Origin of the sequence: Gordonia sesuvii (assembly GCF_036350415.1) — a bacterium.
GTDB classification, from domain to species: domain Bacteria; phylum Actinomycetota; class Actinomycetes; order Mycobacteriales; family Mycobacteriaceae; genus Gordonia; species Gordonia sesuvii.
The window spans coordinates 395,893-410,488 of record NZ_JAZDUF010000002.1; the positions used below are offsets into that span (position 1 = coordinate 395,893).

Below are 14,596 nucleotides of genomic sequence, written 5' to 3' on the forward strand. Positions count from 1 at the left end.
TCAGCTCTGCTGCACCTGATCCTGATCCGCCCACCGGCGATCCCGGCCGCTGAGAACTCGGATCAACGGGATGGCCACCACCGCCGTGGTCACTCCCTCGGCGACGATGAGGCCCCACCCTGCCCCCTGCAGTCCGTGGCGCGAGATCCACACCGTGCACAACGTGAGCATGACCGAGGCGTTGAGGACTTGGACGAGCAGAGCCGGCCACAGTTTCCGGCGGACCCGGCAGATCGCCGTGAGAGCGAGTCCGGCCACGGCGAGTGGCAGCGCGAGTGCCGCCAGTCGCATCAGGGGTGTACCTGCGGATGCGTACCCGGGCCCCGCGAGCTGCAGCAGGAACGGCCCCACCGTGAGAAGCCCGATCGACGAGACCCCGGCGACCGACGCGAGGATCGCGACGAACCGACGTGTCAACGACACGACGTCCGACGGTTGGGCCGACGCCGCGGCCACGTAGGGCCCCATCAGCATGGTCATCAGCACGATCACAGCACTCACCAACGACCAGACGATGGCGAAGTACGCGTTCTCCTCGGCGCCGACCAGCCCGATCACCACGGGCGGCAGAATCAACGGGGTGAGCGCGGTGGCGACGTAAATGCCGAAGTTCCCGGCGATGAACCGTCGCTGATCCGACCACGGTGGCATGATCACGCCCTCGGCAGGGGGTGTCTGCGCTGCGACCAGCAGTGCGCGCCGAATGACCACCCAGAGGGCGACGGCCAGGACAATCGCGGTGAGCACCCAGCTCAGGATGATTCCGAGTCGGCCGGCGACCGACGCGACCCCGGCAGCCACGAGCAGCTTCACAACGGCGTGCGCGATGTTCTTGCGCGCCGCCCAGTCGGCGCGCTGCATCGCGATCGATACGTGGTCGAGCAGGGCGAAGCCCGACAGGACGACGACCACCAACGGGAACAGCGCCATCTGAGCGGACGTGGCGAACATCTCGTCGGTCGGCCCGACCACCAGGAAGCCCAGCGAGAGAACGGCTCCGACCGTCGCGCCGACGACGAGGCCCCGCGTGGGCAGGCTAAAGCTCTGCGCACCGGCGACCGGGAGAAATCTCTCGAAGTAGGCGCCCAGGCCGAGATTGCCGAACGCCGACAACATCGTTGCGGTGGTGATCACTGCCGCCGCAGCGCCCACTTCCGTCGCCGGGTAGAGCCGGCCCATGACGATCCAGTACACGAGCCCCACACCGGCGGTGACCACACCGGAGACCGCAAGGGCCAGTGAGTTGCGCTCGATACCCGGAGCGGCGGACGTCCTCACCCGGCGAGTTCGTCGGCCGGCTCGACCGTCACACCGCTGCCGGCCCGAACCCCATGGCGCTCTGCCGACGAGTGGGCCCTCCAGTGTTGCCATTCCTGATTGATGGTGCGCAACACCCGCATTCCGTCGCTGTAGGCGTTGAGGTTGCTCCGGCCGTGGAGCCGCGGACCCTCGAAGCTGCCGACTTCGGTGATCGCGAGTCCCGCCGTCGCCACCCGGACGTTGATGACGGTCTCGATCTCGAATCCGTCACCCCATTGCGCGCGCCGGTATCTGGTGGGTGGGAGTTCCATGCATTCGGCGTGCCGTGCCCAGAACGCGTTGTAGCCGTAGCAGAGATCGCTGAACTCGGTGCGGAAGACCGCGTTGACGATGCCGTTGAGCACCTTGTTGCCCGCGCGGCGGAGCGCGGTGATGTCGGTGCTACCGCCGGCACCCACGAATCGGCTTCCCTTCGCCAGGTCTGCGCCGTCCACGAGCGCCTGCACGAACAACGGGATCTCGGCCGGATCGGTGGAGCCGTCGGCGTCGATCATCACGATGATGTCGCCGGTGCAGTGCTCGACTCCGCAGGCGATCGCGTTGCCTTTGCCGGACCGTGTCTGGGTGACGAAGGTGGCGTCCGGCCACAGTCGACGTGCCACGGCCACCGTATCGTCGGCGGAGTTGCCATCCACGAAGACGATCTGGTCCACGGCCTCGTCGGGCATCCGGAAGGCGACATACGGGAGGTTCTTCGCCTCGTTCATCGCCGGGATGACGACCGACACCGTCGGCCGTGGTTTCGTCGGACCCGTGACCGTTGGATTGTTCGTCGTCCCGGTCGCGGGAAATGCTCCCGATGCATCACCGTGCGTATCGTGCATCGCTGCCCCATCATCGCCTGTAGAAGTCGCCACCGACCGTCGTCGACGGCCGCATGAATAAGGTAACCCTTACCAAACTTTCCGTCCACAGCAGGGTGGCGACGGTTGGCCCTCATCAGCGCCCGGGAGCCGCCCTCCGGTCGCCCCTATGTAACACTAGGCTAACCTAACCAACCGCTCGTCGAGTGGCGCAGACGCAGGAGAGCACGATGATTCCGCCGACGCATGTCCTGCGCGACCGCTGGTCCACCGTCATCGCCGCAAACGGTGAGCGCGTGGCCGTGGACTCCGGGTCGGCGACGTTGTCTTACACCGAGTTCGGCCGGCAGGTCGAGTCGCTGGGTGATCAACTCACCGACATCCCTGCGGGCCGCCCGGTGGCCGTGGTACTGGACGGCTCGACCACGTCCGTGTCGGCGCTACTCGCCGTCCTGGTGTCCGGCCACCCCGCGGTGCCCATCGATGCCGCGTTGCCTCGCGATCGGATGATGACGATGGTCGAGGCGGTGTCGGCATTTCCGTTCCCCGATCTCGACACGAGCATTCCTGCTGTCGATGACGGGTCGGACGGTTCACCCACAGCGCCCGGCTGCCTGATGATCGCTTTCACGTCGGGCACGACCGGACGGCCCAAGGCGGTGCTCCATCCGGTGGATCTCTGGCTCAATCAAATTGACGAGCTCGGTCACGAGCTGGGTCTGCGGCCGGGACACCGTGCCGCTCAGGCGCTTCCGGTCGGCTACGGCGGCGGCCTCGACATCACCCTCAGCACACTTTTCAACGGCGCCACGCTGTACCTCATCGATCCCCGACACGACGGGGTCACCGACACACTCCACCGGGTGGCCCGGTCCGCGCCGGACTCGCTGCATCTCACGCCGGCCCTGTTGCGGGCCATCTGCGCGCAGCCCGAGGCCGGACCCGCCCTGCGCTCGATCTCGACGATCGCGACCTGCGGCGAGGCCGTCGACCCGGCCGATATCGCGGCGCTGCGGTCGTTCGCCCCATCCGCGACCTACATCAACCGGTCCGGTTCGTCGGAGACCGGGAACCTCGCGTTCAACGTGTTCGCCCCCGAACGTGTGGTGCCGTCCGGTCCGGTCATCGCAGGTCGCCCGGCACGCCATAAGACGGTGCGGATCGTCGACGACAGCGGGGTCGCCCTGCCCGATGGCGAGATCGGACGCGTCGAGGTCACCTCTGGACACATCGCGCTGGGCTACTGGATCGACGGCCGGATGCAGGCGTTCGGAGGGGTCGGCGACGTGCAACGTCGACATGTCCTCGGCGACCGAGGTGTGCTCCGAGACGGAGAACTGCATCTCGTCGGCCGTTCCGACGACACCGTGAAGGTGCGGGGATACCGGGTCGACACTGCCGAGATCATCACCGCCGCGAGGGCTGTGGCCGGGATCGCCGACGCCGCGGTGATCGTGCACCCGGATCGGGGTGCCGGTGAAATCGTCGCCTATCTCGCCGCCGCCACCGACGATCGACCCCCGTCGGTCGCCGACATCCGCAGGTCGCTGGCCGCGACGTTGCCGGCGTGGATGCAGCCGACACATCTCGTGGTGGTGCCCGCACTCCCCCGCACCCGAAACGGCAAGGTCGACCGCGCGGCCCTCCCCGAACCGGCCCAACGCCCGACGCGTGTCGCTCCGGCGAGTCGGACCGAGCGGTTGCTGGTGCCGATCTGCGAGGATCTGTTGTCGCTCGACGACATCGGCGTCACCGACGACTTCCTCGCACTCGGCGGGGACTCGCTGACCGCGGTCGACCTCGTCCGCCGCATCGACGACACGTTCGGCGTCCGGCTGTCGCCATCGGCGGTGTTCACAGGCGGCGACCTCCGGTCGCTGGCCGAGCAGATCGACGCGGTCACGCCACCCGAGCGCGTCGATGTCGTGGTGGAACTGTCCCAACCGTCCGGTGCGGCACCGGATGCCCCGATCGTGTTCGCATTCGCCGGCGCCGGCGAAGCCGCACTTGCGCTGGCGCCGCTCGCGCGGCGCCTCCCCGCCCACCGGGTCGTCGGGCTACAAGCCCACGCCCTGGAGACCCGCGGCGTGCCCGACTGGACACTGAAGGCCGCTGCTCGGCGTTGTGTCCGCCACATCACGGCCATCGACCCCACCGGGCCGTATGTGCTCGTCGGCCACTCGATCGGTGGCGTGATCGCGATGGAGGCCGCGCGGACTCTCACCGACTCCGGGCGGCGGGTCGAGCACGTGGTGTGCCTCGACACGATTCTGAGCGGGCCGCTGAGCCGGAGGTCGTCGGTGCGGTTCTCGACTCCGAGCGACCCGGCCTACGGTTCCCTGAGCGGTGTCGCACGCGCGCACTCTGAAGTCTCTGCCACGGAGCCGACTCCTCGCGCTTCGGTGTGGTCCACGCGCGCGGCTCTGCTGACCGCCGGGTGGCGACCACGCCCGGCTGAAGAGCAATGGGCCCTGTTCCACGAGCTCGGGCGGCGTTCGGCGATGATGCATCGACTTCGTCGATTCGACGGTCATCTGACCGCGATCCTCGCCGAGGACAACCCCGATCCCAGCGAGTGGTGGCGCGACGTCGCGCCGCACTGTGCCGCCGTGCATCGGGTCGGTGGCGATCACAACGGCATGTTGCGTGCTCCGCACGTCGACCGCACCGCCGACCTGGTGCGCTCGGCGATTGCCGATGTCGGCGCACTACCCAGCGGACTCATCGCATGAGCCGGCCGAACTCGACGGACACACCGCGATTCGCGGTGTACATCCTGGCCCACGACAAACCGTGGCTTTTCGCCGATCTCGTGCACTCGCTCCAGCACGAGCAGATCGACGTGTTCGTGCACATCGACGCCGGCGTCGACCAGCAGCCATTCGAACGGGCGCTCCGTTCGGGGTCTGCTGCGCACTTCGTGCCGGCGTCGCGGCGGGTCCGGGTTCACTGGGGAGGCTTCAGTCAACTCGACGCCTCGTTCGCACTCATCGATCTGGCGAGGGCGAATGATCGCCGATACCACCGTCATTCGCTGTTCTCGGGTACCGATGTCCTCCTCCGTCCGATGTCTGAGCTGATCGCGACCTGGGCGGACGACCGCGAACTGATCCGAATCGACCGGCGGATCGGCGACGCTTCCGATCCGATGGCTGCGAAGGTGTTGCGGCTGCATTTTCCCGATCACCCACAGCTTGATCGGCTACGACTCTCGGGCCGGATACCCCGGCGGCTGAACACTGCTGTCCCGCTCTACCAGGGGTCGCAGTGGTGGTCGCTCACCGATGGCGCGCTCGATGCGGCCCGAGCAGTGATTGCCGAGAACCCGAGATGGCTTCGCCAGCATCGCTTCTCGCTGTGCCCGGACGAGTTCGTCCTTCACTCGGCGTTGATGAGTACGGCCTTCGGCGCGAAGGTGGAGCAGAACTACGCCGGCCTCTCCAGGGAGCCGGATCGGACGGTACACGGCCAGCACTTCATCGACTGGTCTGATCCGGAGGGGATTCGTCCTCCCGAACTGACGGCGGATTCGCTGACGCAGGCGCTTGCGGGGCCTGCGATGTTCGCGCGTAAGGCCGGTCCTGACTGGACCTGGCGGGCGGAACCCGCGTGTTGAGCCGGACACGCTTCGCCGGGAACCGGTTGGTGGTCAACGCGGGTGCGTTGATGATCTCGTCGCTGGCCACCGGTTTGCTGGGTCTCGTCTACTGGGTGGTGGCGGGCCGCTGTTTCCCGGCCGCCGAGGTCGGGCAGGCTTCGGCGGTGATCAGCACCGCGACGGCGCTGGCGTCGCTGTCGTGCCTGTCGCTGGGTGGCGCGTTTCAGCGTTTCCTGCCGATCGCCGGCGGACGGACCTCCGGATACGTCATCGGTGGATATCTGGTCGTCGCCGCCGCAGCCGCGCTTCTCGGGTCGGGGTTCGTCCTGTTCGGGTTCGGTGAGCGCATCTTGTTGTCGTCGACGGAGCGGATCACGTTTCCGTTGGTCGTCATCGTCTTCGCCATTTACGCGTTGACCGATCCGATCCTCACCGGCCTCCGGCAGGCACCGGCGGTGGCCGTCAAGAACGTCACCCTGTCGGTCGTGAAGATCATCCCCTTGTTCCTGTTGGGCGCCACCGGCTCGGCGTTGTCGATCACGGGATCCTGGACGATCCTGGCGGGATTGATCACCGTCGTCTTCGTGTTCCACGCGCTCCGCCGCGCGGCCGGGCATCGTGGGGAGAGCAGCAGCGAACTACCCGCTCCTCGCGAGATGCTCGCCTTCCAGGGTGCGTTCTTCACCATGATGCTGGTGAGCTCGACGATTCCGCTGGTCCTGCCGCTCCTCGTCGTCAACGAACTCGGTACGACGGAGAACGCCTACTTCAACTTGGCGTGGACGATGTGCACGGCGGCCGGACTGCTGCGCAGTGCCGTCGGTTCGGCCTTCGTCGTGGAGGCGTCGCAGCCGAACGCTCAGCGGCCGGCACTGCTGCGCCATCTCCGTCGGATGCTGATCGGGGTCACCTCGGTCACCGTCGCCGGAATTGCCGTCGGCGGGCCTGTCGTCCTGTTGATCGCGGGCCGAGAGTATTTCGAGGCTGCGGGTTGGCTGATGGTGATCATGGCCGGTACCGCGGTCATCGAGACGATCGTGGTCACGTACTTCCTGATCGCCCAGCTGCAGCGGCGGATGCGGCTGATGCTGATCACACAGATCGTCATGGTGACCCTCACGGTCGGCGGCACCGTGGCGCTCATCGGTCCGCTCGGGCTCGCCGGCGTCGGTGTGGCGTCGCTGCTCTCGTCGGGGGTCGCGCTGATCATCGTGATCCGGCCGCTGGTCAACGGCGTCCGGGAGATGATGAGCGAGGCTCCCGAACCGACCGCACAGGTGGTCGTCGGCTGATCGGCCGCGCCAGATGATCAGCTCTTCGCCGCCGACAGCGCGGCCTCGACGACCCGCCGACCGGTGAACCGAGCGGTCTCCACACCCGGGCGTCGCCGAAACGCTCGCACGGCTGCGCCACCGGTGACCAGTGTCGCCCGGGCCACACCATCGGTCTCGGGCCACATGATCTTCCGCACCACATCGTCGGAGAGCGGCGGCATCCCGGTACGCGCGGCATACCGTGCCGCGACCCGGAGGTGGACCGAACGCTGCACATCGACATGCCGTGAACTGACCTGATCGTCGTGCATGCGGTAGCGATAACCCACCATCGGCACGTTGCCCAGTTCCCCGTACGCCGCGAGGCGGGTGAAGAACTCGTAGTCCTCCGCGTGCGGGAAGTCGGGGTCGAATCGCAGCCCCGCGGTCTCGACCACTGTGCGGCGCAACACAACCGAAGCTCCGCAGTGACAGCTGCCAAGCAGTAACCGCTCCCGACAGCCGCGGTCCGTGCGGGGCAACCGGACCCGGCCGGTGACAGCGCCGAACGTCTCGTAGTCGGTGCCGCATGCCACGGCACTCGGCCGTTCCTGGAGCCAGCGCAGCTGTGCCGCGATCCGGCCCGGCACCGACAGGTCATCGGCGTCCATGCGTGCCAAATAGGTCCCTCGTGCCGCGTCCAGGCCGGCGTTCAGAGCGGCGACCAGGCCCGAGTTCGGCTGGCTCACCACCCGGATACGGTCGTCCTCGAGGGCTGCCAGTTCCGCTGCGGAATCGTCTGTCGACCCGTCGTCGACCACCAGCAACTCGAGATTCTCCACCGGCTCGGCGAGGATCGAACGCACGGCATCGGCGACGTAGCCGGCCGCGTTGTACACCGGCATCAGTACCGTGACCAGCGGACTTCGTCTCGACGACATAACGCAGGTCCACCTCGTTCACGACGGTCAGCAACAGAACTTAGGATAGACTAAGTCGGTCTGCTGGATCGCTACGGGTTGGCCCTACGGAACGGCCCTGCGCGGCGAAGGCACGCTAGTGACGCTGGTCCGGACTGACCGGCGCGAATGCCTCCGACTCGTCCTCGATGAAGTCGTGCGGAGTCGCGGGGTACTCCTCGTCACCGCTGTCGACCTCGATCGACTGCTCGATGAGGTCGGCATCGTCAGCCGACGGGAGCGGATCGTTGACGGTCATCGCGCACCTCTTTCGAAACTCGCGTTGTTCCGTGCCCGACCAGCCTAACAACAGTCGGCGAATCCCTCATCCGCCCTGCTCATCGCCAGCGGAGGATCTCGGAATACAGTGCGGGCGCGTATTTCACGCCAACGCAGAACACCACCTCGCGGTAATGCCGCCCGCGGAACAGGACAGGGATGTCGCGCAGATCGATCGTCCGCCGTACCCGGGTGATCGCCTCACGGGCCAGCGGCGACCGGCGGCCCGTGGCGTGCTGCTCACGCATCGCGAGGTAGGCGATCGATGTCAGCACCTCTCGGTACCGGAATCCGGTGTAGTCGAGTGACCACTGCGCGGTGAGCCCGACGTCCTCGATCAACTCGCAGATCTCCGCCTCGACCGTGAAGAGGTCGAATGTCGCCGGCGACAGCGCGGTGGAGATGGAACCTTCCCGATAGAGGTAGTGATACAGCGGAGCGTTGACCATGGCGACCTTGTCGGACGACAGCGCGACCCGGAGGCTGGTCGCGATGTCCTCATACGCCTGATCCTCGGCCCAGGGTCGGTCCCCCAACGCATTCCGCCGGAAGAGCTTGGTGCACGCGTACCCCTTGGCACGGCCCGTGACGAGTTCGCGGGCGTACTCGACCCCAGTGACTATCGGCCCCGGGATGGGCGCCTCGTCGACTTGCAACAGACGACCTTCCGGGTCGACCCGTCGGGTTCGTGTCACCGCGAACTCCGCTCCGGCAGCCTCGAGCGCATCGTGCAGTACTTCCACGAACTCCGCGTCCACCCAGTCGTCGCTGTCGAGGAACCACACGAGATCTGTGGTCAGAGCCGCCAGTCCCGAGTTGCGGGCGCGGCCGAGACCTCCGTTGCGGGGTTGGGTGACCAGCGTGAACTCACGCCCGTGTTCGGTCAGCACCGCAGTCGCCACGGCAACCGATTCGTCGCCGCCGCAGTCGTCGACCAGCACGATCTGATCCACCGGGTGTGTCTGTGCGACAACGGATTCGAGGCATACACGAACGAAGGGAGCACACCGATAGACGGGGATGACGACCCCTACTGTCGGCATAGAACCCTCACTCGTCCGGCGAACCACGACGGATGTTGAGGATAGCCTAACTTCACATGCGTGACACACGCGGCCCGGTTGTGCATGAACGCGCAGCCTTCTCCCAGGCGCTCAGGTAACAGCCTGGGCGTTTGGGAGCAAGGTGCGCGTTCACCCACGGAACCGGTCAGTCAGGGCCGATCAGGAACGGAGCATCCGCCACTTCTGGATCATCACGTCCACGTCGACGGTATGGGCCGTGACGAGGCTGGGCATTCCGGCCCCTGAACTCAGATGTGCCTCGCGGACACGATGATTGAAGTCTGTGAGGATGTCCCGCACCGAATCCTCGTCGGCGATCCCTCGCAGCGATTCGGGAAATCCCTGCGCTTCCTTGCGTAGCTGCAGCGGCATCGGCAGCAGCGCAGACGAATCCAGGTTCTCATCCCGGATCTTGCGTTTGACCCACCAGTCCGGATCGTCGACATCACTGAGGTCGAGGGGTTCGCCCATTCCCGGCAGGTTGTCGAACTCGCCGCGCTCGGTGGCCTCCCGGATCATCTTCTCCACACGCGATTCGTAGCGTGGGGGCTGCCACCGCCGAATGCGCCGAAACCGGCGTTGGTCCGGCGGGGTCTCCCCCTGCCGATCATCATCTGCGGGATCCATGGTTCGGTTCTACACCTCCAGCTCGGCCGGCACGGGCGACAACGGCAGGGACCGGATCGACGTGGAGTGTCCCTTTGGGCAGCCGACACCGCCCGAACAGGCACCCGTCCGGACCTTCCGCGGCTCGGCGTCGACGTGGATCGTGAGTGGCACCCATCGTGACGTCAACCGAGGGAGGTCAGAACATGCGCGGCCATGCCACCGACCACACGGGCGGTTCCACTGCTCATGTCCAGGCCCCTCGGCCGGAGCGTTCGCAGCCGGGAGAGGTGAATGCGGCCATGTCGGGTAGGTGGGACGCCGTCGGACCCGCTGATCTGGTCGAATTGCAGCGTCTGGCGGGCAACGCGGCGACAGCTGCCCAGGTCGCCGGCCGTCGCTCACCCGTCCATGATGTCGTCGCGGCGGCGGGCGCTCCGCTCCCGGGTGATCTGCGAGCCGACATGGAGAGCCGATTCGGCCACGACTTCGGGGATGTCCGGATTCACGACGACGCGCCCGCGCATGACTCCGCCACCGCGGTCAACGCGCAGGCGTACACCGTCGGGTCCAACATCGTGTTCCAGCGGGGCAGCTACGATCCCGCCAGCCCCGCGGGTCAGCACATGATCGCGCACGAACTGACACATGTCGTCCAGCAGCGCAGTGGTCCTGTCGACGGGACCGACGCGGGCGGCGGGATCCGGATCAGCGATCCGTCGGACAGGTTTGAACGCGAGGCGGTGGCCAATGCCGATCGCATCATGGCATCGGTTCCGCACGGTGTGCAGCGGGTCGCCGCCCGGCCGGGTGGTGACCGGTCCGAGGCCCCGGACAGTTGAGATGCAGGAGCAGGACAAGCGGACGGCGGCCGCTACGGCGCGGGACTCGTCGTCGCCTGGTGTCCGCGCGCGTCCCGATGGTCTCGTCGCGCTCCAACGCGCCGCCGGCAACAACGCCGTCGATGCCTTGCTACTGGGACGATTCCGAGCCCCGGGGAGCCAAGCGATCCACGCCGCCCTGCGCGAGATGCACACGGACGAACCCACTCTCGACACCGTCGAGCAAGGACTGAAGGCCGCGCAGGCCGTCGGCGTTCCGGTCGAGCTGGAGGGACCGAAACCACCGTCGTCCGCACTCGCGGTCACGACGACCGGGTTCGGCCCCTCGGCGGTCGCGCCGAAGAAGTCGGTGCCACCGGCGAAACCGGTCCCACCGAAGAGTTCACTCGGCACCGTTGCTGCCACGCGGCCCGCGAAGAAGTCTCGTGCGACGAACGAGCCGAGTGCCGGTGCGATTCCGGACGTCCCGACACCCCGTGGGCCCACTGCTCTCGCTCCCGACCAACTCGCCCGGCCCCCGGTGCCACCGACACCCGCCGCACCACAACGCGACTCGGCCTTTCGCGCTGTCACCACCCGTGTCGGCGGGGTCTCCGCGGCGAAGCGCTCCCACCCGCCTGCAGCCGCCAAAGCGCAGGAGGCCCAGGACGCCGCCGTCGCGCCGGCCGACGACGTCGCCGGACAAGCCAAGGCGGCCAAGGTGGATTCGATGGACGCCCAGCAGGCAGGAGCGTTCGACAAGAAGTCATTCATCGCAGCGGTGAAGGACGCGATCGAAGCGAAATCGCCGAAAACGTTGAGCGAGGCCGACAAGTTCGCGCAGTCCGGCAAGGCGGGTGAGGCGAAGAACGACATCAAAGGCCTGGTGTCGCAGGGCAAGCAAGGGCAGGTGAAGGACATCACCACAGCGACGTCGGCACCGCCCGACTCGTCGGTCGCCGTCCCCAAGCCGGTCACCCCGATGACGCCGGAGCGTCAGAGCTCACCCCCGCCGATCCCGGCCGGCGGTGCCGCACCGAAACCCACCCCGCCCGAGCAGCTCAATCTCGAAGCGGGCAAACGTCAGACAGATCAGGAACTGTCCGACGCGGCGGTCGACGAGCGCCAACTCGCCGAATCCAACGAGCCCGACTTCCAGCAGGCGCTGGTCGACAAGCACCGGGCCGCTGCGCACGCCGACACCGCGCCGGCGACATTTCGTGCGCACGAGGCCGATGTCCTCTCGGCGTCGAAAGCGGATGCCGCAAGCCAGACCAAGGCCGGAATCATGGGGATGCAGGGAACGAAAGCCGCGAGTCTCGCCGGTCTCGTCGCGGCCAAGGCCACGACGAAGTCGAAGGACGAGACCGAGCGCGCCGCTGTGACGGCACGCGTCCAGGCGATCTTCACCGCGACCGAGAATGACGTCAAGAAGCTGCTCGACGGTATCGATCCCAAGGTCGAGAAGGCGTTCGACGAGGGCGAGGCGACGGCGCGACGACGCTTCGAGACATTCGTCGCGGCAAAGATGTCGGCGTACAAGAAGGACCGGTACAGCGGATGGCTCGGCGGATTACGTTGGGCCAAGGACAAACTCGTCGGGATGCCGGACAAGGTCAATCGATTCTACGAAGCCGGCCGCGAGCTGTACCTCAAGCAGATGGATGTCGTCATCTCCGGGGTCGCCGACATCGTGGGCAACGACCTGGGGGCCGCCAAAAAGCGGATCGCCGCCGGCAAGGCGCAGATCGCCTCCTACGTCAAGAGTCTGCCGTCGAACCTGCGGAAAGTGGGAGCCGCCGCGACCGCCGAGATCAACGACAGGTTCGAACGACTCGAAGACGACGTGAACGCGAAGAAGGATGCTGTGGTCGACACGTTGGCCACGAAGTACGTCGAAGCGCGCAGTGGTCTCGACGAACGCATCGAGGAACTGCAGGCGGAGAACAAAGGGCTGGTGGACAAGGCCATCGGCGCCATCAAAGCGGTGATCAACACCATTCGCAAGCTGGCGTCGATGCTGATGAACACACTGGCGCGGGTCGCCCACGTCGTCGGGGACATCATCAAACACCCGGTCCGGTTCCTGGGCAATCTGATCGACGGGGTGAAGGGCGGCATTCTGCGATTCAAGGAGAACATCCTCGATCATCTGCGCAAGGGACTCATGAACTGGCTGTTCGGTGCTCTCGCCGAGGGCGGCGTCGAGTTGCCAGATTCTTTCGACCTCAAGGGGATAGTCAAGCTTCTGGCGTCGATCTTCGGACTGACGTGGCGCAACATCCGCACCCGTCTGGTCAAGCAGATCGGCGAGCCCGCCACGGGGGCCGTCGAGAAGGGCGTCGACGTCTTCCGCACCATTGCCACCGCCGGCGTCGCCGGTCTGTGGCAGCTGTTGGTGGACAAGCTCGGTGACATCAAGGAGATGATCCTCGAGCACGTCAAGGATTTCGTCGTCACCCGCGTGATCACCGCGGGGATCACCTGGCTGATCGGGCTGCTGAATCCGGCGGCCGCATTCATCAAGGCCTGCAAGCTGATCTACGACATCGTGATGTTCTTGGTGAACAACGCCGAGCGGATCCTGGCGTTCGTGAACACCGTGATCGACTCAGCGGCGGACATCGTCCGCGGCAACGTCAGCGGGGTCGTCGCGAAGATCGAGGATGCCCTGGGGCAGATGGTGCCTGTCCTGATCGGATTCCTCGCGAGCGTGATCGGCCTCGGAGGTATCGGCCAGAAGATTCGTAGCATCATCGACCGCCTCCGCAAACCCGTCACCAAGGCGCTCGACGCCGTGATCGCCGGCGGCCTCAAGCTGGCCCGACCGATCATCGCCGGACTCAAGGGAATCGGCGGCAAGGTGAAGGGGAAGTTCGAGGCCGGGAAGGAGTGGGCCAAGGGGAAGGTGTCGGCTGGGAAGGAGTGGGTGAAGGGGAAGGTGTCCGGCGACGGCGAGAACGAACCTCAGGCACCCGGATTCTTGTCACCCGCCGCCGTGAAATCGCGGGCGCGGGACATGTTGAGCGACCGCACCTTCACGAACGCCACCGACGCGCGCTCGGCACTCGCGGACGTCTGGGCGAAGTTACATCCGCTTGGCCTCAAAGGGCTTCGTCTCGACCCCGGCGAAAAGTCACGGCCGCCCGCTGTATTCGCCGCGGCGAGCGCGGCCGAGCGGATCAATCTCTCGCAGAACCCCGTAGAGGTGCTGCAGATCGCACTGCGGATGCGCATGTTCACCGGTACGACCTCGGCTTTCATCACATACGGAGGGAACGTGAGATTTGGTCCGGGACTCGGCTACACCAATCGCGGCGGCCATGCCGAGATCCACATCGAAAGAAACGCGCCCAGGCTACTCGAATGCATTGAACGCGATCGCAGGGCTGGGAGATTCGCCCCGGACGCGCGCGTACCGATCGTCATCGACATGAATCGGCTGCCATGCGACGGCTGCGTGGATCGGATGAAGAGAGCATTCGAGCCCGCAATCGCCGCCGGTCGCGTCACAGTCAGGATCAACGCAGCGTCGGTCTGGCAATCGACCACGGGCGCGATCGAGCTGACCACCGACGCGGGGCTGCGCCGGTTGATGGCAAACGGAATCCAGGTGCAGCCACTCCACATCTGGCCGTTGATCGAACGCAGACTAAGAGATCTGGGCCAGCCCGAGGTGCAAGTCGGCAACCGCGTCTATGCAGTCAATGAATGGCTCAATCTCAACGCTGGCGCAAACGGGGTCGGCGCGTACGACGTCGAGGAGAAGCTCGCGCGGCTCAACTCCGCACCCGGAGTACTCCCGCCCCTCAGCCTGGGAACCGGGGCCTGAGCCACTACCACAGAACGCGCACAAAACTCCCAGACGCTCAGTTTGCTACCTGAGCGTCTGG

At 66.5% G+C, this 14,596-nt stretch carries 11 protein-coding genes; 5 read left to right on the top strand and 6 right to left on the bottom strand.

Going from position 1 to position 14,596, the window contains the following annotated elements; genetic code table 11:
* Nucleotides 1–1,278: a lipopolysaccharide biosynthesis protein gene (locus VZC37_RS08565; protein ID WP_330432045.1), complete on the bottom strand. Its 1,278-nt coding sequence runs from the start codon at nt 1,276–1,278 to the stop codon at nt 1–3.
* A complete protein-coding gene (locus VZC37_RS08570) occupies nt 1,275–2,144 on the bottom strand; it encodes a glycosyltransferase family 2 protein (RefSeq protein WP_431309364.1) in 870 nt (289 codons plus the stop codon). Before VZC37_RS08570 ends, VZC37_RS08565 begins: the two co-directional genes overlap by 4 nt.
* 209 nt (nt 2,145–2,353) lie before the next feature.
* On the opposite strand from VZC37_RS08570, the gene VZC37_RS08575 reads away from it, so the two are divergent.
* The 3 genes from VZC37_RS08575 to VZC37_RS08585 are packed head-to-tail and all read left to right on the top strand — an operon-like array spanning nt 2,354 to nt 7,013.
* The gene (locus VZC37_RS08575; RefSeq protein WP_330432047.1) at nt 2,354–4,855 is read left to right on the top strand and encodes an AMP-binding protein; all 2,502 of its coding nucleotides are present in this window, start codon (nt 2,354–2,356) and stop codon (nt 4,853–4,855) included.
* Complete coding sequence (locus VZC37_RS08580; protein ID WP_330432048.1) at nt 4,852–5,739, top strand: beta-1,6-N-acetylglucosaminyltransferase; 888 nt, start codon at nt 4,852–4,854, stop codon at nt 5,737–5,739. The genes VZC37_RS08575 and VZC37_RS08580 overlap by 4 nt, the downstream gene beginning before the upstream one ends.
* On the top strand, nt 5,733–7,013 hold the full coding sequence (locus tag VZC37_RS08585; protein WP_330432049.1) for a lipopolysaccharide biosynthesis protein: 1,281 nt from the start codon (nt 5,733–5,735) through the stop codon (nt 7,011–7,013). The genes VZC37_RS08580 and VZC37_RS08585 overlap by 7 nt, the downstream gene beginning before the upstream one ends.
* A 17-nt stretch (nt 7,014–7,030) precedes the next feature.
* Here the strand turns inward: VZC37_RS08585 and VZC37_RS08590 are convergent, their stop codons facing one another.
* The 4 genes from VZC37_RS08590 to VZC37_RS08605 form a co-directional block, all read right to left on the bottom strand.
* Nucleotides 7,031–7,915, bottom strand: coding sequence for a glycosyltransferase family 2 protein (locus tag VZC37_RS08590; RefSeq protein ID WP_330432050.1), 885 nt, complete (start codon nt 7,913–7,915; stop codon nt 7,031–7,033).
* Nucleotides 7,916–8,030: 115 nt separating this feature from the next.
* The gene (locus VZC37_RS08595) at nt 8,031–8,192 is read right to left on the bottom strand and encodes a hypothetical protein (RefSeq protein ID WP_330432051.1); all 162 of its coding nucleotides are present in this window, start codon (nt 8,190–8,192) and stop codon (nt 8,031–8,033) included.
* 79 nt (nt 8,193–8,271) lie between these two features.
* Complete coding sequence (locus VZC37_RS08600) at nt 8,272–9,324, bottom strand: glycosyltransferase family 2 protein (protein ID WP_488803382.1); 1,053 nt, start codon at nt 9,322–9,324, stop codon at nt 8,272–8,274.
* 111 nt (nt 9,325–9,435) lie between these two features.
* Nucleotides 9,436–9,795, bottom strand: a complete 360-nt coding sequence (locus VZC37_RS08605; RefSeq protein WP_330432491.1) for a DnaJ family domain-containing protein — start codon at nt 9,793–9,795, stop codon at nt 9,436–9,438.
* Between the two features lie 293 nt (nt 9,796–10,088).
* On the opposite strand from VZC37_RS08605, the gene VZC37_RS08610 reads away from it, so the two are divergent.
* Both VZC37_RS08610 and VZC37_RS08615 read left to right on the top strand, forming a co-directional pair.
* The gene (locus tag VZC37_RS08610; protein WP_330432053.1) at nt 10,089–10,724 is read left to right on the top strand and encodes an eCIS core domain-containing protein; all 636 of its coding nucleotides are present in this window, start codon (nt 10,089–10,091) and stop codon (nt 10,722–10,724) included.
* A 1-nt stretch (nt 10,725) separates the two neighbouring features.
* Nucleotides 10,726–14,535, top strand: a complete 3,810-nt coding sequence (locus tag VZC37_RS08615; RefSeq protein ID WP_330432054.1) for a hypothetical protein — start codon at nt 10,726–10,728, stop codon at nt 14,533–14,535.
* The last annotated feature ends 61 nt before the right edge of the window (nt 14,536–14,596 follow it).